Origin of the sequence: Paraburkholderia sp. BR14374, assembly GCF_040948685.1 — a bacterium.
GTDB classification, from domain to species: domain Bacteria; phylum Pseudomonadota; class Gammaproteobacteria; order Burkholderiales; family Burkholderiaceae; genus Paraburkholderia; species Paraburkholderia youngii.
In genome coordinates this window covers 18,943-43,611 of sequence record NZ_JBFPKF010000017.1, presented here as the reverse complement: position 1 = coordinate 43,611, position 24,669 = coordinate 18,943, and the positions used below count along the sequence as shown (strand labels likewise).

Sequence of the window (24,669 nt, the reverse complement as noted above, 5' to 3'; positions counted from 1 at the left end):
AAGCCGCTCCCCTTTCTGTGCGCGCCAGCCGTGAGCGGCCATTCCTGCCATGAACTATTGCGCGATTGACTTCGGTACTTCCAATTCGGCCGTTGCGATTCCGAGCGGCCCGCAGCTAAAGCTGGCGCCGGTCGAAGGCGCGTACACGACGCTGCCCACCGCGGTCTTCTTCAATACCGACGAAAACACCACCGAATTCGGGCGCGCGGCGCTTGCCGCCTACATCGACGGTTTCGACGGCCGGCTGATGCGCTCGATGAAAAGCATTCTCGGCTCGCCACTCGCCGAAAATACGACCGATCTCGGCGATGGCAGTGCGATCAAGTACACCGACGTGATCGCGACGTTCCTGACCCATCTGAAGCGCGCGGCCGAAGCGAGCGCCGGCGGCGCGATCGACCGCGCGGTGCTGGGCCGCCCGGTGTTCTTCGTCGACGACGATCCGCGCGCCGACCAGATGGCGCAGCAACAGCTCGAAGCCGCTGCGCGCACGGTCGGCTTGCGCGACATCCACTTTCAGTATGAACCGATCGCGGCTGCGTTCGATTATGAATCGCGCCTGAGCGCCGAAGGACTCGTGCTTGTGGCGGACATCGGCGGTGGCACGTCGGACTTTTCGCTCGTGCGAGTGGGGCCGGAGCGGATGAAGCGCGTCGAGCGCAAGGACGACGTGCTCGCGCATCACGGTGTGCACGTCGCGGGCACGGACTTCGACCGCCGGGTCGAACTCGTGACGATCCTGCGCGAACTCGGTTATCAATCGCTCGATCCGCAAGGGCGCGAAATCCCGAACCGGATTTATTACGATCTTGCGACCTGGCATCTGATCAACACCGTCTACACGCCGAAGCGCGTCAGCGAACTCGCGCTGATGCGGCACCTTTTCACCGAGACGAAGCACCACGACCGGCTGATGCGCGTGGTCGAGCAGCGTTTTGGGCACGCGCTCGCGGCGCACGCGGAAGAGGCGAAGATCGGCGTGGCAGCGGGCGGCGAGACCGTGATCGATCTCGAGCAAGTGGAAGAGGATCTGCGCCTCGCCTTCGACGAAGCGCAACTCGTCAAAGCCGGCGAGGACGAAACGCGACGCATCGTGCAGACTGCGCGCGATACGGTGCAGGCGGCGGGTGTCGCACCGCGCGAGCTCGACGCGATTTATTTCACCGGCGGATCGACTGGCCTCGCGTTTCTGTCGGGCGCGCTGGCGGCGGCGTTTCCGGACGCGAAAGCGGTGTTCGGCGATCGTCTTGCGAGCGTGGCGACCGGCCTCGGCATTCACGCCCGACGCGTGTTCGGATAATCGCGAATAATCGGAAAATAATCCGCCGCGAATTGCGAATGCGGCAAATTTAATCCATTGATTCGGATTTGCCGCCGACAAATAAAAAAACCCCGCCAAGGCGGGGTTTTTTGCGTCCAGAAGGAAGCTGGAAGCTAGCTTACACCGGCTTGATGTTAGCTGCTTGCTTGCCCTTCGGCCCCGTCTTCACTTCAAACGTGACCTTCTGGTTTTCTTGCAGCGTCTTGAAGCCGTCGACGCGAATTTCCGAGAAATGCGCGAACAGATCTTCACCGCCGCCGTCCGGAGTGATGAAGCCAAAGCCCTTAGCGTCGTTGAACCACTTGACGGTACCGGTTTCCATATTACTTTTTCCTAAAAATGGTGAATAAGGCCGAAGCCCGGGGTGCATGAAAATCAAGGAAGGGGGTAATGGGACCAACCGGAGTACCGTTGATGGGCGAACTACGAAAGAACCACTTCACTCGCCACTTGAAATCCTGCTGGAACGTTATACGGCGAATTCGGGCGAAGGTCAACAGTCTGCACGAAACTTTGGTGGATTATTCCAAAGAGTCCTTACAAAGCTTGCGTGTCGGGCTGATTTTTTGCTAGGGAGAACCCTTAGTCGGCCGGCGGTTTCACTGCAGCAACCCGGTGCAACCGTTAAACTACGCGCCGCGCGTCGGTTGCACCTGTTCCGCATCTGGACGCGCTTGCATGCGCGTCACCCCGTTGCCACCGCCACAAGCGATGTCGCGCGGTGCCGACATGGTTCTGATTTAGGAGAAGACGTGAAAAGTTCTATACAACGGAACATCGGGCCATTCGCGCTGATGCTGACCGGTCTCGGTTCGATCATCGGGTCCGGCTGGCTGTTCGGCGCGTGGAAGGCTGCAAAGATTGCCGGTCCCGCTGCAATTTGCGCATGGATCATCGGCGCGGTCGTGATTCTCGCGATTGCACTGACCTACGCGGAACTCGGCGCGATGTTTCCGGAATCTGGCGGGATGGTGCGCTATGCGCGCTACTCGCACGGCGCGCTGGTCGGTTTCATCAGCGCGTGGGCCAACTGGATCGCGATCGTGTCGGTGATCCCGATCGAAGCCGAAGCATCGATTCAATACATGAGTACGTGGCCCTATCCTTGGGCGCATGCGCTCTTCGTCGACGGATCATTGACCACCAACGGCCTGTTGTTGTCCGCCGGCCTCGTGATCATCTACTTCCTGCTCAACTACTGGGGCGTCAAGCTGTTCGCGCGCGCCAATTCGGCGATCACCATCTTCAAGTTCCTGATTCCGGGCGCGACGATCGTCGGTCTGATGATGACCGGCGTCCACACCGAGAACTTCGGCCAGACGGGCACGTTCGCGCCGTACGGCTGGTCGGCGGTGCTGACTGCGGTCGCGACGAGCGGGATCGTGTTCGCGTTCAACGGTTTCCAGAGCCCGGTCAACCTGGCCGGTGAAGCGCGCAATCCGGCCAGGAGCGTGCCATTCGCGGTGATCGGCTCGATCCTGCTCGCGCTCGTGATCTACGTGTTGCTGCAGATCGCGTACATCGGCGCCGTTAATCCGGCCGACGTGGTGAAGGGCTGGAGCCACTTCAACTTCGCTTCGCCGTTCGCGGAACTGGCGATTGCGCTGAACCTGAACTGGCTTGCGTTCCTGCTGTACGTCGACGCGTTCGTGAGCCCGAGCGGCACCGGTACGACCTATATGGCGACCACGACGCGGATGATCTACGCGATGGAGCGCAACAACACGATGCCGAAGATTTTCGGCCAGGTGCATCCGTTCTACGGCGTGCCGCGTCAGGCGATGTGGTTCAACCTGTTCGTGTCGTTCATCTTCCTGTTCTTCTTCCGCGGCTGGAGCTCGCTCGCGGCGGTGATCTCCGTCGCGACGGTGATCTCGTACCTGACCGGCCCGATCAGCCTGATGGCGCTGCGCCGCGCGGCAACCGATCTCGAGCGTCCGCTGCACATCGCCGGCATGAAGGTGATTGCGCCGTTCGCGTTCGTCTGCGCGTCGCTGATCCTGTACTGGGCGAAGTGGCCGCTGACCGGCGAAATCATCCTGCTGATGGTCGTGGCGCTGCCGGTGTACTTTTATTTCCAGGCCAAGCAGGGCTTCGAGGGCTGGGGACGTGACCTGAAGGCAGCCTGGTGGCTGGTCGCGTATCTTCCGATCATGGCGATCCTGTCGCTGATCGGCAGCAAGGAGTTCGGCGGCTTCGGCATCCTGCCGTACGGCTGGGACATGCTCGTCGTGATCGCCTTCTCGTTGGTGTTCTACTTCTGGGGCGTGAACAGCGGCTACCGTTCGGAGTATCTGGACGAGCGGCTCGTGCACGACGAAGTGCTCGAAGGTATCGGCGCGCACTGAGCGTTCGCCGCAGCCGAAAGGGCCGCTCGAAGCGGGTCCTTCGCGGTAGATAAAAAGCCCGCCCGATCGATGATCAGGCGGGCTTTTTCGTTGGTCGTTGCGGCTGGCGGGTTCCGCGGCGGATCAGGCGGTGGCGGTGCCGAACACGTAGTTCGTCATTGCGAGCGAACGCTGGTAGGTGCCGAGCGACTGGATCGCAAGCGAATAGTCGTCGTCGGCGGCGCCGAGGGCGGCGAACACCGGCAACAGATGCTCGTCGGTCGGATGCATCAGCACCGCGTGCGGCGCCTGGCGGCGATAGTCGAGCAGCGCGTCGATATCGCGCGCGACGAGCTTGTCTTCGAACCAGTCGGTGAATTCGCTCACGCGCGGATCGGCATCTTCCGGGCGAGCGGAGAAATCGGCGGCGCGCAGGTTATGGGTGATCTGACCGGAGCCGACCACCATCACGCCTTCGTCTTTCAGCGCGCGCAGCGCCCGGCCGACGCGGAAATGATGCGCGGCGTCCTTGTGCGGCTGGATGGACAGTTGCGCGACCGGCACGTCCGCCTGCGGGAACATCAGCAGCATCGGCACCCATGCGCCGTGGTCGAGCCCGTGCGGCTGCACGTCCGCGACGATGCCGCTCGCGCCGAGCAGCGCGGCGGCGCTGCGCGCGACATCGGGTGCGCCCGGTGCCGGGTATTGGATTTCGTAGAGCTGACGCGGAAAGCCATAAAAATCGTGGATGGTTTCAGGCGCCGTCGCGATGCTGGCGAGTGGCTGGGCGGTGCCCCAGTGCGCCGACAACATCAGAATCGCCTCGGGACGCGGCAATTGCGTGCCGAGCGCGCCGAACTCGGCGGACGGCATCGAAGGATCGATCGGCAACGTGGGCGAGCCGTGGGACAGGAAAAGCGAAGGTAAGCGGTTCATGACAGCAACGCGGCCGTGACAGCACGGCACTGAGAAATTGGGTTGCTACCAATATAGGTCCGCACGCCAGCTTGATAAATGGGCTCGCGGGGAATTGATTGTGTCGCCAATGTTGTTAATTCGCGTTGCGGCTGCTAATCGTGCGCGTCCCGCAGTCCTTGCCATGCCGGCGACAACGCCGGTCCCAGCGCAAACAGATCGAGCACGCGTGCGAGCGTATGGTCGACCATCTCGTCGATCGAAGCAGGCTGGTTATAGAACGCGGGCAGAGGTGGGAAGATCACGCCGCCCATCTCGGTGACGGCAGTCATATTGCGCAGATGCGCGAGGTTCAACGGCGTTTCGCGCACCAGCAGCACGAGGCGGCGACGCTCCTTCAGTGTCACATCGGCGGCGCGGGTGATCAGGTTGTCGGCGAAACCGTGCGCGATGCTCGCGAGCGTTTTCATCGAGCAGGGCGCGACGATCATGCCGTCAGTCGCGAACGAGCCGGACGCGATGCTCGCGCCGACGTCGCGCACCGAATGGACGACATCCGCGAGCGGATGCACGTCTTCTTTGCCCAACTGGAGTTCATGCTGGATGTTGAGCCAACCCGCGCTCGAAATCAGCAGGTGGCTCTCGATGCCGCCGAGCCGCCGCAGCGTCTCGAGCAGCCGGATGCCGTAGATGGCGCCGGTGGCGCCAGTGATCGCGACGATCAGCCGGCGGGGCGCCGCGGTGCGTGCTTGCTGCATGGCTTGCGGCGCCTGATAAAGCGAACGGAGCGCAGAGCGCTCAGGCCGCGGCGAACAGCTGCTGCAGTTCGCCCGATTCGTACATCTCCATCATGATGTCCGAGCCGCCGATGAATTCGCCCTTCACGTACAACTGCGGAATGGTCGGCCAGTTCGAGAACACCTTGATGCCCTGACGGATTTCGTCGTCTTCGAGCACGTTGACGGTCTTGATTTCACCGACGCCGCACGCTTTCAGGATCTGGATGGCGCGGCCGGAAAAACCGCACATCGGGAACTGGGCCGTGCCCTTCATGAAGAGAACGACGTTGTTGCCGTCGACGATTTGCTTGATGCGTTGTTGCGTATCCATGACTGACCTTGCGGTTCCGATAAAGGATGGGAATAGGCTGAAATGATAGCGGATTTCGCTATGGGCGGCCGCAGCCGCGTCGCGCCTGGGGTTTTAGCCTCGGCGACCGCCCTCAGGCCGCCGCGGCGCGCAGCACGCCCCCGCTGATGCGCTCGATACCGCCGAGATCGCGCTCCGAGCGGACCTCGGCAAAACCGCCCGCGCTCAGCAACGCGCGCACGGCTTCCGCCTGGTCGTAGCCATGTTCGATCCAAAGCGCGCCATCGGCGGCGAGACGCTCGGGGGCACCGGCGACGATCGCGCGGATCGCGCTGAGGCCGTCGGCCTCGTCGGTGAGCGCGCCGCGCGGCTCGAAGCGCAGATCGCCTTCGGCCAGATGCGGGTCGCCGCTCGCGATATACGGCGGATTGCTGACGATCGCGTCGAAGCGCGGCGCGGCGTCGAGCGAGGCGTACCAGTCGCTGTGCAGGAACGTCACGGCGCCGCCGGGGCGCTTCGCGTCGAGCAGGCGCGCGCCGTTGCGCGCGGCGACGGCGAGCGCGTCGGCCGAGCGGTCGAGTGCCCAGACCTGGGCGTCGGGCCGCATCGACGCGATCGCCACCGCGATCGCGCCGGTTCCGGTACCGAGATCGAGCACACGTGGGCGCGGCCGGGTTTCGATCGCCGCGAGCGCGGTCTCCACCAGCAGCTCGGTTTCGGGACGCGGAATCAGCACGTGCGGCGTGACTTCGAATTCGAGCCCGAAGAACTCGCGCGCGCCGACGAGTTGCGCGACCGGCTCGCCGGCCATGCGCCGCGCCTCCAGCGCGCGATAACGCTCGACGCTCGCCCGCTCGAGCGGCTCCTCGCCGCGCGTGATCAGCTGCGTGCGCCGCCAGCCGAGCACATGGGTGAGCAGAATCCGCGCTTCGAGCGGCGGCAATGGCGATCCGCGCAATAGCGCGTCGGCCGTCGCGGGCGGAGCGGCGGGGTTTAGCGGGATTTGGGAAGCGTCGGTCATTGGCGGGGCGTCAGTCAGCGTCGCCGAGCGAGGCCAGCAGCTCGGCCTGATGCTCGCTGACGAGCGCCGCGATCAGTTCTTCGAGATCGCCGTCCATGATCGCGTCGAGGCGATACAGCGTCAGGTTGATGCGGTGATCGGTGAGGCGCCCCTGCGGGAAGTTGTAGGTGCGGATGCGCTCCGAGCGGTCGCCCGAGCCGATCAGGTTCTTACGCGTCGCCGCTTCCTTCGTCTGCTGCTCGTGCGTTTGCTTATCCTTGATGCGCGCTGCGAGCACTTTCAGCGCGCGGTCCTTGTTCTTGTGCTGCGAACGGTCGTCCTGACATTCGACGACGATGCCGGTCGGCAAGTGCGTGACGCGCACTGCCGAGTCGGTCTTGTTGATGTGCTGGCCGCCCGCGCCCGACGCGCGGAACGTGTCGATACGCAGATCGGCCGGATTGATCTCGACCTCGCCGATCTCGTCCGCTTCCGGCATCACCGCGACCGTGCAGGCCGAAGTATGGATGCGGCCTTGCGTTTCGGTGGCCGGCACGCGCTGCACGCGATGCCCGCCGGACTCGAATTTCAGCTTCGAATACGCGGCATCGCCGGCAATTCGCACGATGACTTCGCGATAGCCGCCGAGATCCGATTCGCTCGCCGACATCATCTCGACCTGCCAACGATTGCGCTCGGCATAGCGCAGATACATGCGCAGCAGATCGCCAGCGAACAGCGCGGATTCGTCGCCGCCGGTGCCGGCTCGGATTTCGAGGAAGATGTTGCGCTCGTCGTTGGGGTCCTTCGGCAGCAGCATTTTCTGAAGTTCGACGCCGAGCGTCTCCATACGATCGCGCGCCGCGCGGATTTCCTCTTCGGCGAAATCGCGCATCGACGCGTCGGCGAGCAATTCCTGCGCGGTGGCCGCGTCGTTCTGCGCCTGGCGCCACAGCCCGTAATGCTCGACGACCGGGCCGAGCTCCGCGTGTTCGCGCGTGAGCTTGCGGTATTGGTCGAGGTTGGCGGTGATGTCCTCGCGGCTCAACAGGTCGTTCAGTTCGGCCAGCCGGGTGGTCAGCTGGTCGAGCTTGCGTTGCATGCTCGTTTTCATCGGGCGGGTAGCGGAGCGGACTCCGGAAAGGATGCGGCCAGGGGAACGGGCGAATGCCCGGGGCGGAAGCACTTCGCGGGCCACGGCGGTGGCGCGCGGGGTGCGGCGAGCACTGCGCCGCTAACGCTCGGAAGAGCCGGGGTGTTTGTAGAAGCCGCTCATCAGCTCGATCAGCTTGTCACGGTTGTCGCTGCTCGCGCGGTTCAACGCGTGAGTAGGACCATGGATCAGCTTGTTGGTGAGCGACTGCGACAGTGCTTCGAGCACTGCAGCCGGGTCGTCGCCGCGCGCGAGCATTTTCTGTGCGCGTTCGACTTCCGCGCGGCGCAGCGTGTCGGCCTGCGTGTGCATGTGGCGGATCACGGGCACGATGCTGCGCGCGTCGAGCCACTGCATGAAGTTCTGCACGCGCGTTTCGATGATCGCTTCGGCCTGCGCGACCGCGGCCTGGCGCGACGCATTGCCTTCGCGGACGATCGCGCCGAGGTCGTCGACGGTGTACAGGAACACGTCTTCGAGCTGGCCGGCTTCGGGTTCGATGTCGCGCGGCACCGCGAGGTCGACCATGAAAATCGGCCGGTGACGGCGCGCCTTGACCGCGCGCTCGACCGCGCCGAGACCGATGATCGGCAGCGTGGACGCCGTGCACGACACGATGATGTCGAACTCGTGCATCCGGGAGGGCAGCTCGGAGAGCGGAATGGCGCGGCCGTTGAAGCGCTCGGCGAGCCGCATGCCGCGCTCGGCGGTGCGGTTCGCGACGACGAGTTCACGCGGATGCTGCGCGGCGAAATGCGTCGCGCACAGTTCGATCATTTCGCCCGCACCGATGAACAGCACGCGCTGGTTCGCGATCTTGTCGAAAATGCGTTGGGCGAGGCGGACTGCGGCGGCGGCCATCGATACCGACTGCGCGCCGATTTCAGTGGTGCTGCGCACTTCCTTTGCGACGGCGAAGGTGCGCTGGAACAACTGATTCAGGTAGGTGCCGAGTGCGCCGGCTTCGGAGGCGGTGCGGACCGCGTCCTTCATTTGCCCGACGATCTGCGTCTCGCCGAGGACCATCGAATCGAGCCCCGACGCAACGCGGAACGCATGCCGCACGGCTTCGGACTGCGGCAGCGCGTAGACGTGCGGCGCGAGTTCATCGATGGGGAGATTGTGGTACTTCGACAGCCACTGGACCGAGGCTTCGCGTGCTGCGAGGTCGTCGGTCGCGCAGTAGAGTTCAGTGCGGTTGCAGGTGGAGAGAATTGCCGCTTCCGGCGCATTGGGGGCCATGCGGCCCAGCCAGATGCCTTTGAACGTATCCAGAGCGGGCTTGATCTGTTCGAGCGGAAACGCCACGCGTTCGCGCAAGGCGACAGGCGCAGTGTGATGGTTGATTCCGATCGTTAGAAGCTGCATTTGGGGGAGCTATCGTTCAGCCTTATATTATAGCGTTTTCACGATTCTCACATCCTGCACGCCGAATACCCAGCATGCGTCAGCTCTCGCCCGTCTGAGGCTCCGGCGGAATCGCGTCGAGCTGGTAACCGTAACCATAGACCGGCGTCAGCGCGTAGCCAAGTTCCGGGCGCAGTTGCAGCTTGCCGCGCACGCGCGACGCGTGAGTGTCGATGGTGCGCGACTTTACGTCGCGCCGGCGCGACCACACGGTTTCGAGAATATGCGCGCGCGACACCGGTCGCGCCAGATTGTTGAACAGCAGCAGCGCGAGGCGGAATTCCTTTGGCGTCAGGATGACGGTCATCTCACGGAAGGTCACGGCGCAATTCGCCGCGTCGAAGGTATAGCCGCCGATCACGTCGCGCCGACGTTTGGGTGGCCGCCGCAGGCCCGCGCGGCGCTGCAGCGCCTCGACTCGCGCAAGCATTTCGGGGCCGCGCACCGGTTTGCTGAGGCAGTCGTCGGCGCCCGCGTGCAGCGCGGCGACGATCTGGCATTCGCTCGGCGCCGCAATCAGCATCATGATGGGCAGACCTGGCAGAATTGAGCGCGCGCGCGGGATCACGTCTTCGGCGCAATGGTCGCCGGCCCAGCTTTCGGTGATCAGCAGATCGAAAAATTCATCGGTGGCGTGCTGCAGGAAGGTGGCGCTGGTGGTGAAGTGAAGGCACACATGGCCGCCGGCGAAAATGAGCCGGTCGACCAGCTTGGCGTGTTGAAGGTCGGGTTCGATAAGTGCGATACGCATGGCGCGGCGTCAGCCAGGCAAGGAGCGGAGCGTGAGGTGTTTTCGTCAGGCTTATAACTTGCCTAAGTACACCCCGACCCCTAAACTCAACCGCTATGCGGAAAGCGCCGTGCTGAACTTCTATAGTTAAAGAGGCCAAAATGCTAGCCTTGGCGGCTCCGTCGTCCTATGAGACGAATCCGAAATTGAACTTGCCTTGTTTCGGCACCCAATCCGGAGCCCACGCCTGATGGGGTGGCCAGGCATTCTCGTTCTCGGCGTCGTGATCGGCCTCGCGGGCTGGTGGTTGCACCCGCTGCGCAGGGTGAGCCGCGCGCGCTGGTGGGCCGCGCTGTTGGCCGGCGTGCTCGGCGTGAGCGTCGCGCGCATGGCCGGCAACGCGACGGGTCTTTTCCATGACGGCGACATGCTCGAATGGCCGGTATGCACCGCCGTCGCGCTGATCGCCGTCGCCGTGACGGTCGGTCTCTTTTCGCGCCGGTCAATCCGTCGATGAATCCTTGCAGGTAACTCCATGAACGCCCGACTCCCCGAAACCTCCTCCATTCCCGAGCGCCTCGCGAGCCTGCGCGCCGCGATGGCGCGCGAAGGCATCGCCGCTTACCTCGTGCCGTCGGCCGATCCGCATCTGTCCGAGTATCTGCCAGGGCGCTGGCAAGGCCGCCAGTGGCTGTCGGGCTTCACCGGCTCGGCCGGCACGCTGATCGTCACCGCCGATTTCGCCGGCGTCTGGACCGACAGCCGCTACTGGGAGCAGGCAACCGCGCAGCTCGCCGGCACCGGTGTCGAGCTGATGAAGATGACCGGCGGCCAGCTCACGACGCCGCATTTCGAATGGCTCGCGCAGAACGTCGTGAGCGGCGGCACGGTCGGGGTGGATGGCGCGGTGCTCGGCGTCGCGGCCGCGCGTGCGTTGAGCGCGGCGCTGAACGCGCGCGGCGTGCAACTGCGCACCGACATCGACCTGTTCGAGGCGATCTGGACGCAGCGCCCGGCGCTTCCCGCCGACGCCGTCTTCGAGCACGCTGCGCCGCAAGCGGGCGTCGCGCGCGCGGACAAGCTCGCGCAGGTGCGTCGCGCGATGGCCGACAAAGGCGCGCAGTGGCACTTCATCTCGACGCTCGACGACCTCGCCTGGCTGCTGAACCTGCGCGGCGCCGACGTCAGTTACAACCCGGTGTTCGTCGCGCACGCGCTGATCGGCGTGGATCGCGTGTCCCTCTTTATCGCCGACGGCAAAGTGTCGCCGGCGCTCGCCGACGTGCTCGCGCGCGACGGCATCAGCGTCGAGCCATACGCGAAAGCCGCCGACGCGCTCGCCGCGCTACCAGCCGGCAGCACGCTGCTGATCGACCCGCGCCGCATCACGTACGGCTCGCTGCAGGCGGTGGCGTCGTCGGTCAAGGTGGTCGAGGCGGTCAATCCGTCCACGTTCCTCAAGTCGTGCAAAACCGCCGCCGATGCCGCGCACGTGCGGGACACGATGGAGCAGGACGGCGCGGCCCTCGCCGAATTCTTCGCCTGGTTCGAAAGCGCGCTGGGCCGCGAGCGCATCACCGAACTGACGATCGACGAGCGTCTGACTGCCGCTCGCGCGCGCCGTCCCGGCTTCGTGTCGCTGAGCTTCGCGACGATCGCGGGCTTCAACGCGAACGGCGCGATGCCGCACTATCGCGCGACCGAGGAGTCGCATGCGGTGATCGAAGGCAACGGCCTGCTGCTGATCGATTCGGGCGGCCAGTACCTGAGCGGCACGACCGACATCACGCGCGTCGTTCCGATCGGCACGCCGAGCAACGAACAACGCCGCGATTTCACGGTCGTGCTGAAGGGCATGATCGCGCTGTCACGCGCGCAATTCCCACGCGGTATCCGCTCACCGATGCTCGACGCGATCGCGCGCGCGCCGATCTGGCAGGCCGGCGCGGACTATGGCCACGGCACCGGTCACGGGGTTGGCTACTTCCTGAATGTGCACGAAGGCCCGCAGGTGATTTCGCACTACGCGCCGGCCGAACCGTGGACCGCGATGGAAGAGGGCATGATCACGTCGAACGAGCCGGGTCTGTATCGGCCGGGGAAGTGGGGCGTGCGCATCGAAAACCTCGTGCTGAACGTGGCCGCCGAAAAAACCGAATTCGGCGACTTCCTGAAATTCGAAACCCTGACGCTGTGCCCGATCGACACGCGCTGCATCGAGCTGGCGCTGCTGCGCGACGACGAGCGCGCGTGGCTCAACGCGTATCACGAGACGGTGCGCGCGCGCCTCACGCCGCATGTATCGGGCGACGCCAAGGCGTGGCTCGAACTGCGCACGCAACCGATCTGAGCGTAGCGGCGACCTTGCAAACGGAGCGTGGGGCATGGCGATCAAGGCAGTGGTATTCGATTTCGGCGGCGTGCTGATCGACTGGAGTCCCGAGTACCTGTACCGCGAGCTGATTCCCGACGAATCGGAGCGCCGCTGGTTCCTCACGCACGTCTGCTCGATGGACTGGGTGATCCGCCAGGACGGCGGGCAGCCGATCGTCGAAGCCACCGACGAGCTGATCGCGCAGTTTCCCGATCATGAACCGCTGATCCGCGCGTTCTACGAGCGCTGGCATCAAATGGTCGCGGGCGTGCTCGACGACGGCATCGCGCTGATGGAGAAGCTCGAAGTGGCCGAGGTGCCGCTCTTCGGGCTCACCAACTGGTCGGCCGAGACCTTCCCGTATGCGTGGGAGCACTATCCGGTGCTGCGGCGCTTTCGCGACATCGTCGTGTCGGGGCGCGTGAAGCTCGTGAAGCCCGATCCGGCGATCTTCGCCGAGATGCGCCGGCGCATCGAGCTGCAGATGCCCGGCGTCGAGCCGGCCGAGCTCGTCTTCATCGACGACAACGCGAAAAACGCCGAAGCTGCTACGGCGCTCGGCTGGCACGGCGTGCATCACACGAGCGCCGCGCAAACGCAAGCGAAGCTGCGCGAGTTGGGCTTGCCGGTTTGAGCCGAGCGCTACCGCTACTGTCCCAGCAGATTCTTCAACGCATTGCCGAGGCCTTTGACGGTCTCGCCCGCACCCTTCGCGACCCCTTCGACGCTGACCCCCAGCGCCTTTGCAAACCCCTCGCCGATGCGCCTGAGGATCCCTTCGCGTACCGAGAACTTCGGATCGCGCAGATCGCCGTCAAGCACAAAATGCAGTGTGATGTTGCCGTCATGCGTCTTGAGCGCGGCGACAGCGGCGCGGGTCGGAATCGACATGAACGTCTCGAGCGGATTGTCGATTTCGGCGAGTTGCAGATTGTGGACCGTCACCGTGCCGGGCGCGTGCAGATGATAGTTGCGCACTGTCGATTCGATCGACAGATCGACCGTACCGCCCGTCACCTGCGCGCGCGTGCCGGCCTTCTTCAGCAGATAGGGATCGAGCATCGCGACATCGACACCATGCAGCGTGGTCGTCGACTGCGAATCGCGGCTGGCGATCTTGATCCAGCCGTCGAACGTCACGGTACCGGTATGCGCCGGCCCCTTCAGCGCGCCGCGAACGCTGACATTGGTCGGCTCGGCAAGCGACGGCAGATGCAGATTGTCGACGCTCGCGTTCGCGTTGCTGACCGTGACCTTGAACGGCGGCGGCCCGACGCTCATGTCGTAGAAGTGGAAGTTGCCGTGTTCGAAGCGGATATGGTCGACCTGTTTTTCGCGTGGGATCGACGCCGCCGTGCCGGCGCCGCCCGGATGATCGCCTCGGTTCAGCGATTCGCGCAGGTTCGGCAGCAGATTCAGCGAGCCGTCCTTCGTGCGTAACACGGCCATGTCGAAGCCGCGCACGACGACCTCGCGGATATGCATGCGCCGCGCGATCAGATCGCGCACGTCGGGGGTGATCGTGATTTCGTCGGCGCGTAGCGGTTCGCCCGCTGGCCAGCCTGGCGGCGCTTTCAGCACGACATGGGTCAGGTGTACCGAAGTGAGGCCGACGTCGATACTGTCGGCGCTGCCGAGCGGGCCGAGCGCCGCGCTGACGCGATTCTTGACTTCCTGTTGCGCGAATTGCATCGCGCCGATCGCGATCAGAATCAACGCCAATAGCGTTCCGCCCACGACGACGATCCAGCGCCTGCCCTTCGACATCGCCATGCCTGTGTCTCCTCGTCAACGCGCTGCGCGTCGCGCGGCGCCGTGTTGACCGTCTGTCGTGTGCGCGGGACTGTCACGCGCGCCTCCATCAAGTGACGAATAGCAACGCGCATGCCCCGGGGGCCGTCCGGCATTGCGCCAGACGGGCCGGTGTGCCCCGCCTGTTAACGCGAGATCGGCTTGTAGCGCAGACGCTTCGGGCGCGCGCCTTCCTCGCCGAGACGCGCGCGCTTGTCCGCTTCGTATTCCTGGTAGTTGCCGTCGAAGAACGTAACTTGCGAGTCGCCTTCGAACGCGAGGATATGCGTCGCGATGCGGTCGAGGAACCAGCGATCGTGCGAGATCACGAGCACCGAACCCGCGAATTCGAGCAGCGCGTCTTCGAGCGCGCGCAGCGTTTCGACGTCGAGGTCGTTCGACGGTTCGTCGAGCAGAAGCACGTTGCCGCCCGCGATCAGCGTCTTCGCCAGATGCAGACGACCGCGCTCGCCGCCGGACAGATTGCCGACGATCTTCTGCTGGTCGCCGCCCTTGAAGTTGAAGCGGCCGATATACGCGCGCGACGGCGTTTCGTACTTGCCGACCGTCAGCACGTCGGCGCCGCCCGAGATTTCCTCGAACACCGTCTTGTTGGCTGCGAGCGCTTCGCGGCTCTGGTCCACGTAAGCGAGCTTGACGGTCGGGCCCTGCACGATCTCGCCCGAATCCGGTTGTTCGCGGCCGGTCAGCATCCGGAACAGCGTCGACTTGCCGGCGCCGTTCGGACCGATGATGCCGACGATCGCGCCGGCCGGAATCTTGAAGCTGACGTTATCGAGCAGCAGACGATCGCCGTACGACTTGCTGACGTTCTTGAACTCGATCACTTCATTGCCGAGGCGGTCGCCGACCGGAATGAAGATTTCCTGCGTTTCGTTGCGCTTCTGGTAGTCCTGGCTGTTCAGTTCCTCGAAGCGGGCGATACGCGCCTTCGACTTCGCCTGACGGCCCTTCGGGTTCTGGCGCACCCACTCGAGCTCCTTCTTGATCGCCTTCTGGCGCGCCGACTCCGACGCTTCTTCCTGTTTCAGGCGCTCTTCCTTCTGATCGAGCCAGCTGCTGTAGTTGCCCTTCCACGGAATGCCGTGACCGCGGTCGAGTTCGAGAATCCACTCGGCGGCGTTGTCGAGGAAGTAGCGATCGTGCGTGACGGCGACCACGGTACCCGGGAAGCGCGTCAGGAACTGCTCGAGCCATTCGACCGATTCCGCGTCGAGGTGGTTGGTCGGCTCGTCGAGCAGCAGCATGTCGGGCTTTTGCAGCAGCAGCTTGCACAGCGCGACGCGGCGCTTTTCGCCGCCCGACAGATGCTCGATCTTCGCGTCCCACGCCGGCAGGCGCAGTGCGTCGGCGGCGATTTCGATCTGCTGCTCTGCGCTGCCGTCGGTCGTCGCGAGGATTGCTTCGTACTTCGCCTGCTCGGCCGCGAGAGCGTCGAAGTCGGCGTCCGGCTCCGCGTAGGCCGCGTAAATCTCGTCGAGCTTCTTCTGGGCGTTGAACACGTCGCCGAGGCCTTCCTCGACCGCTTCACGCACGGTTTTCTGCGGATCGAGTTGCGGCTCCTGCGGCAGATAGCCGATGTTCAGATTCGGCATCGGCGTGGCTTCGCCTTCGATCTCCGTGTCCACACCGGCCATGATGCGAATCAGCGTCGACTTGCCCGAGCCGTTCAGACCGAGCAGGCCGATCTTCGCGCCGGGGAAGAACGATAGCGAAATGTCTTTGAGGATCTGGCGCTTGGGCGGCACGATTTTGCCGACCCGGTTCATGGTGAAAACGTATTGGGCCATTTGCTTGCAGTAGACGTTGACGATGCCGGCCGCGTGCGGGCGGGCAGTCGGGGTTGAATGGGTAATCGGTGTGAGGGCCGGGCGGAACACCCGGCGCCGGCCGGCGCGGCGCCGGATTCGACGACGCTGCCACGCGCGGCATGTGGTTCAGGTGGCATTGTACTTCGCCCGGCGGGGACCGGGCGGCAGGGCGGACCGCTGGCGGGCCGCTTCACGCACCCGGTGGTGCGCTATTTGCGCGCGCCGTGTCGCCGATCTTCGGAGCCGTTGCGCGACGCCGCCGTGCCGTGAGCAGGCGGCGGCGTCCAGCCGCGGTGTCAGTTCGCGCGCCGTCCCGTCACCGGATCGAAGAAGTGCAGATGTCGTGCGGGCAGCGCGAGCTGCAGCGTCTCGCCCGCCGCCGGACGATGAGCGTGCGGCAGTCGCGCGGTCACGCCGTGCTTGCCCCAGCGGCCGTGGGCGAGATTGTCCGCGCCGAGAATCTCGCAGGAATCGACGGTGAGCGTCGCATCTGCCGTGCCGGGGCTCAGATGCTCGGGGCGAATGCCGAGCGTCCATTCGCGGCCCGTCGCGACTTCGCGGCCGATCGACGGCACGCCCGCGAGCGGCAGCTTCGGGCCGTTGCCGGCGACGTCGAAGGTCGAGCCGTCGTCCGAAACCCGGCCTTCGAGCAGGTTCATCCCCGGCGAGCCGATGAAGCTCGCGACGAACACCGTCGCCGGCCGCTCGTAGACTTCGGTCGGCGCGCCGATCTGCTCGGCGTGGCCCTTGTTCATCACGATCACGCGTTGCGCCAGCGTCATCGCTTCGATCTGGTCGTGCGTGACGTACAGGCTCGTGGTCTTAAGGCGCGCATGCAGGCGCTGGATTTCGAGGCGCATCTGCACGCGCAGACGCGCGTCGAGATTCGACAGCGGTTCGTCGAACAGAAACACCGCCGGTTCGCGCACGATCGCGCGGCCCATCGCGACGCGCTGGCGCTGTCCGCCCGACAGTTCGCGCGGCTTGCGCTGCAGCAGCGCGCCGAGTTCGAGAATCTGCGCGGCGGCTTCGACGCGTTTCGCGATCTGCGCGCGATCGACGCCCGCGATCTTCAGCGCGTAACCCATGTTCTCGGCCACGCTCATATGCGGATACAGCGCGTAGTTCTGGAACACCATCGCGATGTTGCGATCCTTCGGCTCCAGATCGTTGACGACCTTGCCGGCGATCGAAATGCTGCCGTCGGAGATGCGCTCGAGGCCGGCGACCATCCGCAGCAACGTCGATTTGCCGCAGCCAGACGGGCCGACCATCACGACGAATTCGCCGGCGGCGATGTCGACGTCGATGCCGTGCAATACGAACTGTTTGCCGTCGTAGGTTTTCTTAACGCTTTGCAGAGTCAGTGCAGCCATGCGGTTCTAGCCTTTGATTTTGAGTGCTTGTCGCAGTCCGCCATACCGGATCACTTTTCCGAGTCCACGAGGCCGCGCACGAACCAGCGCTGCATCGTCAGCACGACGGCGAGCGGCGGCAGCATCGCGAGCAGCGTGGCCGTCATCACCAGATGCCATTCGGTCGCGGTATCGCCCGAGGCGATCATCCCCTTGATGCCGATCACCGCGGTGATCAGCGACTGCTGGCTGGTGATCAGGATCGGCCACAGATACTGGTTCCAGCCGTAGATAAACGTGATCACGAAGAGGGCGGCCATCGTGGTCCGCGACAGCGGCAGCACGACGTCCCAGAAGAAGCGCAGCGCGCCCGCGCCGTCGATGCGCGCGGCTTCCATCAGCTCGTCGGGCAGCGTCTTGAAGAACTGGCGGAACAGGAACGTCGCGGTCGCCGACGCGATCAGCGGCAGCGTCAGACCCGTGTACGTATTGCTCAGATGCATCGACGACACCACCTGCACGGTCGGAAAAATCCGCACTTCGACCGGCAGCATCAGCGTGATGAAAATCAGCCAGAACGCGGCAGTGCGAAACGGAAAGCGGAAGTAGACGATCGCGTACGCGGAGATCATCGACACGGCGATCTTGCCGATCGCGATCACGAGCGCCATCACGAGGCTGTTGAGCAGCATGCGGTTGAACGGCGCCGCCGCGTTGCCGGTGCCCTGCGTCCAGATCGTGGCGATGTTCTCGAACAGGTGCGTGCTGGGCACGAGCGACAGCGGCACCGTGAACACCTCGTGCTCGCTCATCGTCGCCGCGCAGAACGCGACGTACACCGGAAACACCACCAGCGCGACGCCGATGATCAGCACCGCATGACAGAAGAGGTCGAAACCGCGTCGGTTCTCGATCATGAGTATTGAACCCTGCGTTCGATGAAGCGGAATTGCACGACGGTCAGCGCCACGACGATGATCATCAGCACGACCGACTGCGCGCCCGAGCTGCCGATGTCGAGCCCCTGGAAGCCTTCGGCGAAGATCTTGTAGATCAGTGTGCGGGTCGCCTGACCGGGTCCGCCGCCGGTCGCCGCGTCGATCACCGGGAAGGTGTCGAAGAACGCGTAGGTGATGTTGATCACCAGCAGAAAGAACGTGGTCGGCGACAGCAGCGGCAGCGCGATGCCGAAGAAGCGCCGCACCGGACCGGCGCCGTCGATCGCGGCCGCTTCGATCAGCGAGCGCGGAATCGCCTGCAGCCCCGCGTAGAAAAACAGGAAGTTATAGCTGATCTGCTGCCAGACCGACGCGAGCACGACGAGGAACATCGCCTGACCGGGGTTCAGCGCGTGATTCCACACGACGCCGTATTTCGCGAGCGCGTACGTGACGAGGCCGATGCTCGGGTTGAACAGGAACGACCACAGCACCGCGGCGATCGCGGGCGCGACCGCGTACGGCCAGATCAGCAGCGTTTGATAGGCCTTCGCGCCGCGCATCACGCGGTCCGCACAAACCGCCAGCAACAGCGAGATCACGAGGCCCGACACGGTGACGAGCGTGCAGAACACGATCGTCGTGTTGAACGACGCGAGATATAAAGGATCGGCGAACAGCTGCTTGAAGTTCGCGAGTCCGACGAACTCGCTCGACGTGCCGAACGCGTCCTGAGTTTGCGTCGATTGCCAGAGCGCGACGCCGGCCGGCCACAGGAAGAACACCAGCGTGATGATCAGCTGCGGCGCGACGAGCAGGTAGGGCAGCGCGCTGGTGCCGAAGTAAGAGCGCTTATCCATCGGGATTCTCGAGATGTGTTGCAACGACTTCGGGTTCCGGTGCAAGAGCGCCGGAACCCTGCCAGCCGGCGATGCTTAGCTACCGGCCTTTTCGAAGCGGCGCAGCAGTTCGTCGCCGCGCGAGACGGACGAATCGAGCGCCTGTTGCGGCGTCTTCTTCTCCGCCCACACCTGCTCGAGTTCTTCGTCGATCACGGTGCGAATCTGCGGCATGTTGCCCAGACGCAGACCCTTCGTGTACGGCAGCGGCGGTTGGTTCAGCATCTGGCGGATCGCGGTGTCGCTGCCCGGGTTCTTGTCGTAGAACCCCTGCTGGCGCGTCAGATCATATGCGGCGGTCGTGATCGGCAGATAGCCGGTGTCCTGATGCCACTTCGCGGCGACCGGCGGCGTGGCCAGATACGCGAGGAACTTTGCGACGCCCTTGTAGACGGCTGGGTCCTTGCCCGACAGCACCCACAGGCTCGCTCCGCCGATGATCGCGTTCTGCGGCGCGCCCTTCACGCTGTCGTCGTACGGCATCATGCCGGTGGCGAAGCTGAACTTCGCGTATTTCTTGATCGTCGCAAGCGAGCCCGACGAGTTCGTGATGATGCCGCAGTCGCCGCTATAGAACTTCGACATCGCCTCGTCCTTGCGGCCGACGTAGGTGAACGTGCCGTCCTTCGCCATGCTTTGCAGGAACTGGATGTGCGCGACCTGCAGCGGCTTGTTGAATTCCAGCTGGGCGTCCATGCCGTCGAAGCCGTTGTTACGCGACGCGAACGGCGCCGCGTGCCACGCGCCGTAGTTCTCGAGCTGAATCCAGCTCTGCCAGCCCGACGAATAGCCGCACGACATGCCCGAGGCCTTCAGCTTCTGCGCATCGGCGTGCAACTCGGCCCAGGTCTTCGGCGGCTGGTTCGGATCGAGGCCGGCCTTCTTGAACGCATCCTTGTTGTAGTACAGCACCGGCGTCGAGCTGTTGAACGGCATCGAGATCAGTTCGCCGGTCGTGGAGTCGCTGTAATAGCTGGCGATGGTCGGCACGAAGGCCTTCTGATCGAGCGGCACGCCCGCGTCCTTGAAGACCTGCGTGACCGGGACGATGGCTTTCTTCGCCTGCATCATCGTTGCGGTGCCGACTTCGTAGACCTGCAGGATCGCCGGCGCGTTGCCGCTGCGATAGGCGGCGATGCCGGCGGCGAGGGTCTGGTCGTAGGTGCCCTTGAACACGGGCACGATCTTGTAGTCGCTCTGCGATTTGTTGAAGTCGTTCGCGATGTCGTTCAGACGTTCGCCCAGCGCGGCTTCCATCGCATGCCAGAACTGGATTTCGGTCGCGGCGTGAGCCGCCTGGCTGACGCCTATGCTCAATACAGCGGCGACGGAAAGTGAGCGGAACAGCGGCTTGTAATTCATCGATTTATCTCCTGTTCGTAAGGGCGCGGACGCGAATCGCGCGATTCTATTTGTGTTCGATGACATTCCGGCGTCGGTGGCCGGGTGGCGCGGACCATGGGTGGCGGCGCGCCGGAAGCCGAAATTTAGCATCGGCTGTCATGGAAAGGAAATAAATGGGACTCTATTCGGGAAGATCGTCGGCGATCCAGCTCATTGCATGGAGCCGCATAGATGTGTTTGCGCGACCATTACCACTTTTGACATTCGCCCGTCTGCAAATGCCGTAAGCTCGGTAACGCGCTCTGATACTGAGGTGTTTAACATGGCTTGGACGTGGCCCGAGTATCCGCCGGCAGGAATGCCTTCTTCATTCACGGCGACAGCAAGAGTCATCCGGGTAACGCGTCGAACGGATGCATCGCGCCGTCCGCGAGCGAATCTGGTTAAGCGGTGACCACCAGCTTCGGGTAGAACGATGAAGAAACTCCTTGCACTCCTGATCTTGGTGTGTGCGTCAGCAGCGGTGGGGGCCGTGCAAAGCAACACGCCCGCCGAGGTATCAGCGGCGATCGGCCGGCAAGGGGCGAGCGCGTTTTTCAGGTCGTTGGACGAAGCGGCTGTCGATAGGCTTTTCGAGCAGATAGGGACAGGCCGCGCAGATTGGGTCGCACTTGCGCCCAAACTGGCTGTCGGGGCCGACGGTGCCAACGCGGAAGGGTTGGGAATCGCTCTTGCCTATGCGTTGCCGAGAAATCCCGCGGCGGTCTTGAAGGTCGTAGACCCGCTCGAAGGCGATGGCCACGTTCTGGCGATATCACGTGTGTGCGGTATTCCGTTTATTGACGATGCGCCGAAAAACTACAAGGCCAAAGCATTGCACGCTGTCTCGGCGATCACCACTGCAAATCCGCACATCAAGTCCCGTTGTCTCGACGCACTGCGCAAACCGTAGCGCGCAAACAAAAAAAGCCCGCAACCCCTGAGGGTTCGCGGGCCTTACTCGGGCAGCGCTGTGTGCGCCGCTTCGCTCTTACACGTTGAACAGGAAGTTCATCACGTCGCCATCGTGCACGACGTACTCCTTGCCTTCCGCGCGCATCTTGCCGGCTTCCTTCGCGCCTTGTTCACCCTTGTAAGTGATGTAGTCGGCGAAGCTGATCGTCTGCGCGCGGATGAAGCCGCGCTCGAAGTCCGTGTGGATCGCGCCGGCCGCCTTCGGCGCCGTATCGCCGATGTGGATCGTCCACGCGCGCACTTCCTTCACGCCGGCCGTGAAGTAGGTGTGCAGGCCGAGCAGCTTGTAGCCCGCGCGGATCACGCGGTTCAGGCCCGGCTCTTCCATGCCCATGTCGGCGAGGAAGACTTCCTTGTCGGCTTCATCGAGGTCGGCGATGTCCGCTTCGACCGCCGCGCACACGGCCACGACCGGCGAGCCTTCCGCGGCCGCGAACTTCGTGACCGCGTCGAGGTGCGGATTGTTCTCGAAGCCGTTTTCCTTCACGTTGGCGACGTACATCGTCGGCTTCGCGGTGATCAGGCAGAAAGGCTTGAGCGTGGCCTTTTCTTCATCGCTCAGATCGAGCGCGCGGACCGGCTTCGCCTGGTTGAGTTGCGCGCGGACCTTCTCCAGCACCGCCACGTTCTTCACGGCTTCCTTGTCGTTGCCAGACTTGGCCGCCTTGGAGTAGCGCGCGAGCGCCTTTTCGACGGTGCCGAGGTCGGCAAGCGCGAGTTCGGTGTTGATCACCTCGATGTCCGACAGCGGATCGACCTTGTTCGCGACGTGAATCACGTTGTCGTCCTCGAAGCAGCGCACGACATGTGTGATCGCATCGGTTTCGCGGATGTTCGCGAGGAACTGGTTGCCGAGGCCTTCGCCCTTGCTCGCGCCGGCCACCAGTCCCGCGATGTCGACGAACTCGACCACCGCCGGCAGGATGCGTTCCGGCTTGACGATTTCGGCAAGGGCCTTCAGACGGGTGTCCGGCACCTCGACGATGCCGACGTTCGGCTCGATCGTGCAGAACGGATAGTTCTCAGCGGAGATGCCCGCCTTCGTGAGTGCGTTGAACAGGGTGGACTTGCCGACGTTAGGCAGGCCGACGATGCCGCATTGGAGGCTCATGGAAATCCTTCAGTGAATCAGTAGGTTGCGTGATGCGCTCGACGCTGCGCGCGGATTCGGAAAGCCTTCGCGTTAGGAGGGGCGCGGCAGGCTCAGCGGAGCGGACAAGTCACCGAATCGGGGCGTTGGCTCGACGATTGAGTGCGAGTTTTCACGGAAAGCGCAATTGTAACCCGTTCGCCCGCGCGGACCGGGCGGCGCATTTGCGCATCGCCACTGTAGAATCGGCTGTTCAAAGCCGGCAGAGCTCCATTTCCGGGGGACCAGCGTGCGAATGATGAGATGGGTCGGAATTGGCGTCGCCGCCGCGATCGTGGTGGGCGTGGTCGCGGCATGGGTCGCGCCGGATTTCGACGAAGCCCAGGCAACCACGGACCGTCAGACGATCGACTGCCTGTCGACCCACCTGTCGCACGAAGATTGCGCCGACATCGCACGGTTCGCTGACAAGAACGACTACGGCTCGTTGTGGAGCGTGTTCGACCGCGTGTTCCCCGACTGCGCGGTGCGCAGCGATCAGCGCGATCGCAAGGCCGAGCTCGAGGCGGCCGCATGGCGCAACCTCTCGTCCGATCGCGATTTCATGCGCATGCGCGAGGCGAACGCGGCGCTCGCGGCGAGCGCCGCGACGCGTTAGCACGACCCATCAGGGGCCCGCGCATGGAGCCCAGATGCCCGCGCCCGTCGATCCGTCCCCCGCACCCCCCGCGGCTATAATGCGCGCATGAACGCACATCACCAGACCTTTGATGCCGCCGTGATCGGCGGCGGGCTCGTCGGCAAGACCGCGGCGCTCGCGCTCACGCAAGCCGGACTGCGCGTCGCACTGCTCGCGCAGCCTTGCGCGGTGCTGCCGGCGGGTGCTGCCTTCGATTCGCGCGTCTATGCGTTGTCGTCGAGTTCGCAGGACTTGCTCGAACGGCTGCGGGTCTGGCAGGCGCTCGATCACTCACGGCTCGGTCCCGTCTACGACATGCGCGTTTACGGCGACGCGCACGCCGAACTGCATTTCTCCGCGTTTCAGGCATCGGTGCCGCAGCTTGCGTGGATCGTCGAGTCGTCGGTGATCGAGCGCGCGCTCGATGCCGCGCTGCGCTTCCAGCCGAACCTGACATGGATCGACACGCGCGCGCAGGCACTCGATTTCTCCGTCGACAGCGCGAGCATCGGCCTCGCGAACGGCAACGTGCTCGAAGCGGACCTGGTAGTCGGCGCGGACGGCGCGCACTCGTGGGTGCGCGCGCAGATCGGCTCGAAGATGGTGCGCCGCGACTACCGGCAGATCGGCGTGGTCGCCAATTTCAAGGCAGCGAAACCGCACGGCGAAACCGCGTATCAGTGGTTCCGCGACGGCGAGATCATCGCGTTGCTGCCGATGCCGGACGGTCACCTGTCGCTGGTCTGGTCGGCCCGCACCGAACACGCCGAGCAATTGCTCGCGCTCGATCCCGAGCGGCTCGCTGCCGAAGTCGAGCGCGTGAGCGGTGAACAGTTCGGCGCGCTCGAGTGTGTCACGCCCGCGCAGGGCTTCGCGCTCGCGCTGCAAACCGTCGACCGGCTGGTCGCGCCGCGTGTCGCGCTGGTCGGTGATGCCGCGCATCTGATCCACCCGCTGGCGGGGCAGGGCATGAACCTCGGCTTGCGCGACGTCGCCGCGCTCGCGAGCACGATCGGCGGCAAGGAGTCGTTTCGCGATCTCGGCGACATGGTGCTGCTGCGTCGCTACGAACGCGCGCGCCGCGAAGACATCCGCGCGCTGATGATCGCTACCGACGGCCTGCAGAAACTGTTTTCGGTGCCCGGTCCGCTCGCGCGCGTCGTGCGCAATACCGGCATGGCGTTCGTCGGCGCGCAGCCGTTCATCAAGCGCTGGCTCGTGTCGGCCGCGCTGGGGTAAACCGCAACGAGGCGTCGCGCGGATAGCCGATGGCCGGTCACGGGCGCCCGCGACAGGTATCATGACCGGATCGACGCGCTGCGATCCGCCCCTATCCGGCCCTTATCCGAACCCGATCGAACCTGATCGAACCTGATCGAGCCTGATCGAACCGAGAGGCGGCGAAAGCGCG

23 protein-coding genes are annotated in these 24,669 nt (G+C 64.4%); 8 read left to right on the top strand and 15 right to left on the bottom strand.

The window, feature by feature from the left end; translation table 11 throughout:
• The first annotated feature begins 49 nt into the window (after window positions 1-49).
• Window positions 50-1,300, top strand: coding sequence for an Hsp70 family protein (locus AB3X86_RS29155; RefSeq protein ID WP_368598689.1), 1,251 nt, complete (start codon window positions 50-52; stop codon window positions 1,298-1,300).
• 139 nt (window positions 1,301-1,439) lie between these two features.
• On the opposite strand, the gene AB3X86_RS29150 is transcribed toward AB3X86_RS29155, so the two are convergent.
• A complete protein-coding gene (locus tag AB3X86_RS29150) occupies window positions 1,440-1,643 on the bottom strand; it encodes a cold-shock protein (RefSeq protein WP_013090665.1) in 204 nt (67 codons plus the stop codon).
• A 430-nt stretch (window positions 1,644-2,073) separates the two neighbouring features.
• Here AB3X86_RS29150 and AB3X86_RS29145 point away from each other — a divergent pair, with 430 nt between their 5' ends.
• Window positions 2,074-3,669, top strand: coding sequence for an APC family permease (locus tag AB3X86_RS29145; protein WP_176110178.1), 1,596 nt, complete (start codon window positions 2,074-2,076; stop codon window positions 3,667-3,669).
• A 123-nt stretch (window positions 3,670-3,792) separates the two neighbouring features.
• Here AB3X86_RS29145 and AB3X86_RS29140 read toward each other — a convergent pair whose 3' ends face one another.
• The 7 genes from AB3X86_RS29140 to AB3X86_RS29110 form a co-directional block, all read right to left on the bottom strand.
• On the bottom strand, window positions 3,793-4,584 hold the full coding sequence (locus AB3X86_RS29140) for a class III extradiol ring-cleavage dioxygenase (protein ID WP_176124301.1): 792 nt from the start codon (window positions 4,582-4,584) through the stop codon (window positions 3,793-3,795).
• A gap of 134 nt (window positions 4,585-4,718) precedes the next feature.
• A complete protein-coding gene (locus tag AB3X86_RS29135) occupies window positions 4,719-5,321 on the bottom strand; it encodes a UbiX family flavin prenyltransferase (RefSeq protein WP_368598688.1) in 603 nt (200 codons plus the stop codon).
• Window positions 5,322-5,361: 40 nt separating this feature from the next.
• Window positions 5,362-5,673 carry a Grx4 family monothiol glutaredoxin gene (grxD, locus tag AB3X86_RS29130; protein ID WP_008918687.1) on the bottom strand — a complete coding sequence of 104 codons (312 nt, stop codon included), beginning with the start codon at window positions 5,671-5,673 and terminating at the stop codon, window positions 5,362-5,364.
• 112 nt (window positions 5,674-5,785) lie between these two features.
• Window positions 5,786-6,673 (bottom strand): peptide chain release factor N(5)-glutamine methyltransferase, encoded by an 888-nt coding sequence (prmC, locus tag AB3X86_RS29125; RefSeq protein ID WP_368598687.1) that lies wholly within the window; start codon window positions 6,671-6,673, stop codon window positions 5,786-5,788.
• Window positions 6,674-6,683: 10 nt separating this feature from the next.
• Window positions 6,684-7,766: a peptide chain release factor 1 gene (gene prfA, locus AB3X86_RS29120; RefSeq protein WP_013090660.1), complete on the bottom strand. Its 1,083-nt coding sequence runs from the start codon at window positions 7,764-7,766 to the stop codon at window positions 6,684-6,686.
• 120 nt (window positions 7,767-7,886) lie between these two features.
• Window positions 7,887-9,173: a glutamyl-tRNA reductase gene (hemA, locus tag AB3X86_RS29115; RefSeq protein ID WP_176367436.1), complete on the bottom strand. Its 1,287-nt coding sequence runs from the start codon at window positions 9,171-9,173 to the stop codon at window positions 7,887-7,889.
• A 79-nt stretch (window positions 9,174-9,252) separates the two neighbouring features.
• Window positions 9,253-9,963, bottom strand: coding sequence for a response regulator transcription factor (locus AB3X86_RS29110; protein ID WP_368598686.1), 711 nt, complete (start codon window positions 9,961-9,963; stop codon window positions 9,253-9,255).
• Window positions 9,964-10,192: 229 nt separating this feature from the next.
• Between AB3X86_RS29110 and AB3X86_RS29105 the strand changes: the two genes are divergently transcribed.
• The 3 genes from AB3X86_RS29105 to AB3X86_RS29095 are packed head-to-tail and all read left to right on the top strand — an operon-like array spanning window position 10,193 to window position 12,950.
• The gene (locus AB3X86_RS29105; protein ID WP_368598685.1) at window positions 10,193-10,459 is read left to right on the top strand and encodes a hypothetical protein; all 267 of its coding nucleotides are present in this window, start codon (window positions 10,193-10,195) and stop codon (window positions 10,457-10,459) included.
• 18 nt (window positions 10,460-10,477) lie between these two features.
• Window positions 10,478-12,292 (top strand): aminopeptidase P family protein, encoded by a 1,815-nt coding sequence (locus tag AB3X86_RS29100; protein ID WP_368598684.1) that lies wholly within the window; start codon window positions 10,478-10,480, stop codon window positions 12,290-12,292.
• Between the two features lie 34 nt (window positions 12,293-12,326).
• Window positions 12,327-12,950, top strand: a complete 624-nt coding sequence (locus tag AB3X86_RS29095) for an HAD family hydrolase (protein WP_368598683.1) — start codon at window positions 12,327-12,329, stop codon at window positions 12,948-12,950.
• A gap of 14 nt (window positions 12,951-12,964) precedes the next feature.
• Here the strand turns inward: AB3X86_RS29095 and AB3X86_RS29090 are convergent, their stop codons facing one another.
• The 6 genes from AB3X86_RS29090 to ugpB all read right to left on the bottom strand — a co-directional run bounded on the left by AB3X86_RS29090 (window position 12,965) and on the right by ugpB (window position 20,493).
• A complete protein-coding gene (locus AB3X86_RS29090) occupies window positions 12,965-14,089 on the bottom strand; it encodes a DUF748 domain-containing protein (protein ID WP_368598682.1) in 1,125 nt (374 codons plus the stop codon).
• Between the two features lie 164 nt (window positions 14,090-14,253).
• Window positions 14,254-15,918: an energy-dependent translational throttle protein EttA gene (gene ettA, locus AB3X86_RS29085; protein ID WP_152853645.1), complete on the bottom strand. Its 1,665-nt coding sequence runs from the start codon at window positions 15,916-15,918 to the stop codon at window positions 14,254-14,256.
• Window positions 15,919-16,235: 317 nt separating this feature from the next.
• The gene (locus tag AB3X86_RS29080; protein WP_368598681.1) at window positions 16,236-17,315 is read right to left on the bottom strand and encodes a sn-glycerol-3-phosphate import ATP-binding protein UgpC; all 1,080 of its coding nucleotides are present in this window, start codon (window positions 17,313-17,315) and stop codon (window positions 16,236-16,238) included.
• A gap of 50 nt (window positions 17,316-17,365) precedes the next feature.
• Entirely contained in the window at window positions 17,366-18,211 is an 846-nt protein-coding gene (gene ugpE / locus AB3X86_RS29075; protein WP_368598680.1) for a sn-glycerol-3-phosphate ABC transporter permease UgpE, read from the bottom strand.
• Window positions 18,208-19,092 (bottom strand): sn-glycerol-3-phosphate ABC transporter permease UgpA, encoded by an 885-nt coding sequence (gene ugpA / locus AB3X86_RS29070; protein ID WP_176381155.1) that lies wholly within the window; start codon window positions 19,090-19,092, stop codon window positions 18,208-18,210. Before ugpA ends, ugpE begins: the two co-directional genes overlap by 4 nt.
• Before the next feature lie 75 nt (window positions 19,093-19,167).
• Window positions 19,168-20,493, bottom strand: a complete 1,326-nt coding sequence (gene ugpB, locus AB3X86_RS29065) for a sn-glycerol-3-phosphate ABC transporter substrate-binding protein UgpB (RefSeq protein WP_368598679.1) — start codon at window positions 20,491-20,493, stop codon at window positions 19,168-19,170.
• Between the two features lie 457 nt (window positions 20,494-20,950).
• On the opposite strand from ugpB, the gene AB3X86_RS29060 reads away from it, so the two are divergent.
• Window positions 20,951-21,427, top strand: a complete 477-nt coding sequence (locus AB3X86_RS29060; protein WP_368598678.1) for a hypothetical protein — start codon at window positions 20,951-20,953, stop codon at window positions 21,425-21,427.
• Window positions 21,428-21,505: 78 nt separating this feature from the next.
• On the opposite strand, the gene ychF is transcribed toward AB3X86_RS29060, so the two are convergent.
• Complete coding sequence (ychF, locus tag AB3X86_RS29055) at window positions 21,506-22,600, bottom strand: redox-regulated ATPase YchF (RefSeq protein WP_368598677.1); 1,095 nt, start codon at window positions 22,598-22,600, stop codon at window positions 21,506-21,508.
• A gap of 274 nt (window positions 22,601-22,874) precedes the next feature.
• Between ychF and AB3X86_RS29050 the strand changes: the two genes are divergently transcribed.
• Together AB3X86_RS29050 and AB3X86_RS29045 are read left to right on the top strand one after the other, a co-directional pair.
• On the top strand, window positions 22,875-23,237 hold the full coding sequence (locus AB3X86_RS29050; protein ID WP_368598676.1) for a hypothetical protein: 363 nt from the start codon (window positions 22,875-22,877) through the stop codon (window positions 23,235-23,237).
• 87 nt (window positions 23,238-23,324) lie between these two features.
• Window positions 23,325-24,497, top strand: coding sequence for a UbiH/UbiF family hydroxylase (locus AB3X86_RS29045; protein ID WP_368598675.1), 1,173 nt, complete (start codon window positions 23,325-23,327; stop codon window positions 24,495-24,497).
• Window positions 24,498-24,669 lie beyond the last annotated feature (172 nt).

Excerpts from the sequence above, each read along its gene's own strand:
- AB3X86_RS29155 (WP_368598689.1), top strand. The coding sequence starts at position 50 with ATGAACTATTGCGCGATTGACTTCGGTACTTCCAATTCGGCCGTTGCG.
- AB3X86_RS29150 (WP_013090665.1), bottom strand. The coding sequence starts at position 1,643 with ATGGAAACCGGTACCGTCAAGTGGTTCAACGACGCTAAGGGCTTTGGC.
- AB3X86_RS29140 (WP_176124301.1), bottom strand. The coding sequence starts at position 4,584 with ATGAACCGCTTACCTTCGCTTTTCCTGTCCCACGGCTCGCCCACGTTG.
- AB3X86_RS29135 (WP_368598688.1), bottom strand. The coding sequence starts at position 5,321 with ATGCAGCAAGCACGCACCGCGGCGCCCCGCCGGCTGATCGTCGCGATC.
- grxD (WP_008918687.1), bottom strand. The coding sequence starts at position 5,673 with ATGGATACGCAACAACGCATCAAGCAAATCGTCGACGGCAACAACGTC.
- prmC (WP_368598687.1), bottom strand. The coding sequence starts at position 6,673 with ATGACCGACGCTTCCCAAATCCCGCTAAACCCCGCCGCTCCGCCCGCG.
- prfA (WP_013090660.1), bottom strand. The coding sequence starts at position 7,766 with ATGAAAACGAGCATGCAACGCAAGCTCGACCAGCTGACCACCCGGCTG.
- hemA (WP_176367436.1), bottom strand. The coding sequence starts at position 9,173 with ATGCAGCTTCTAACGATCGGAATCAACCATCACACTGCGCCTGTCGCC.
- AB3X86_RS29110 (WP_368598686.1), bottom strand. The coding sequence starts at position 9,963 with ATGCGTATCGCACTTATCGAACCCGACCTTCAACACGCCAAGCTGGTC.
- AB3X86_RS29105 (WP_368598685.1), top strand. The coding sequence starts at position 10,193 with ATGGGGTGGCCAGGCATTCTCGTTCTCGGCGTCGTGATCGGCCTCGCG.
- AB3X86_RS29100 (WP_368598684.1), top strand. The coding sequence starts at position 10,478 with ATGAACGCCCGACTCCCCGAAACCTCCTCCATTCCCGAGCGCCTCGCG.
- AB3X86_RS29095 (WP_368598683.1), top strand. The coding sequence starts at position 12,327 with ATGGCGATCAAGGCAGTGGTATTCGATTTCGGCGGCGTGCTGATCGAC.
- AB3X86_RS29090 (WP_368598682.1), bottom strand. The coding sequence starts at position 14,089 with ATGGCGATGTCGAAGGGCAGGCGCTGGATCGTCGTCGTGGGCGGAACG.
- ettA (WP_152853645.1), bottom strand. The coding sequence starts at position 15,918 with ATGGCCCAATACGTTTTCACCATGAACCGGGTCGGCAAAATCGTGCCG.
- AB3X86_RS29080 (WP_368598681.1), bottom strand. The coding sequence starts at position 17,315 with ATGGCTGCACTGACTCTGCAAAGCGTTAAGAAAACCTACGACGGCAAA.
- ugpE (WP_368598680.1), bottom strand. The coding sequence starts at position 18,211 with ATGATCGAGAACCGACGCGGTTTCGACCTCTTCTGTCATGCGGTGCTG.
- ugpA (WP_176381155.1), bottom strand. The coding sequence starts at position 19,092 with ATGGATAAGCGCTCTTACTTCGGCACCAGCGCGCTGCCCTACCTGCTC.
- ugpB (WP_368598679.1), bottom strand. The coding sequence starts at position 20,493 with ATGAATTACAAGCCGCTGTTCCGCTCACTTTCCGTCGCCGCTGTATTG.
- AB3X86_RS29060 (WP_368598678.1), top strand. The coding sequence starts at position 20,951 with ATGAAGAAACTCCTTGCACTCCTGATCTTGGTGTGTGCGTCAGCAGCG.
- ychF (WP_368598677.1), bottom strand. The coding sequence starts at position 22,600 with ATGAGCCTCCAATGCGGCATCGTCGGCCTGCCTAACGTCGGCAAGTCC.
- AB3X86_RS29050 (WP_368598676.1), top strand. The coding sequence starts at position 22,875 with ATGATGAGATGGGTCGGAATTGGCGTCGCCGCCGCGATCGTGGTGGGC.
- AB3X86_RS29045 (WP_368598675.1), top strand. The coding sequence starts at position 23,325 with ATGAACGCACATCACCAGACCTTTGATGCCGCCGTGATCGGCGGCGGG.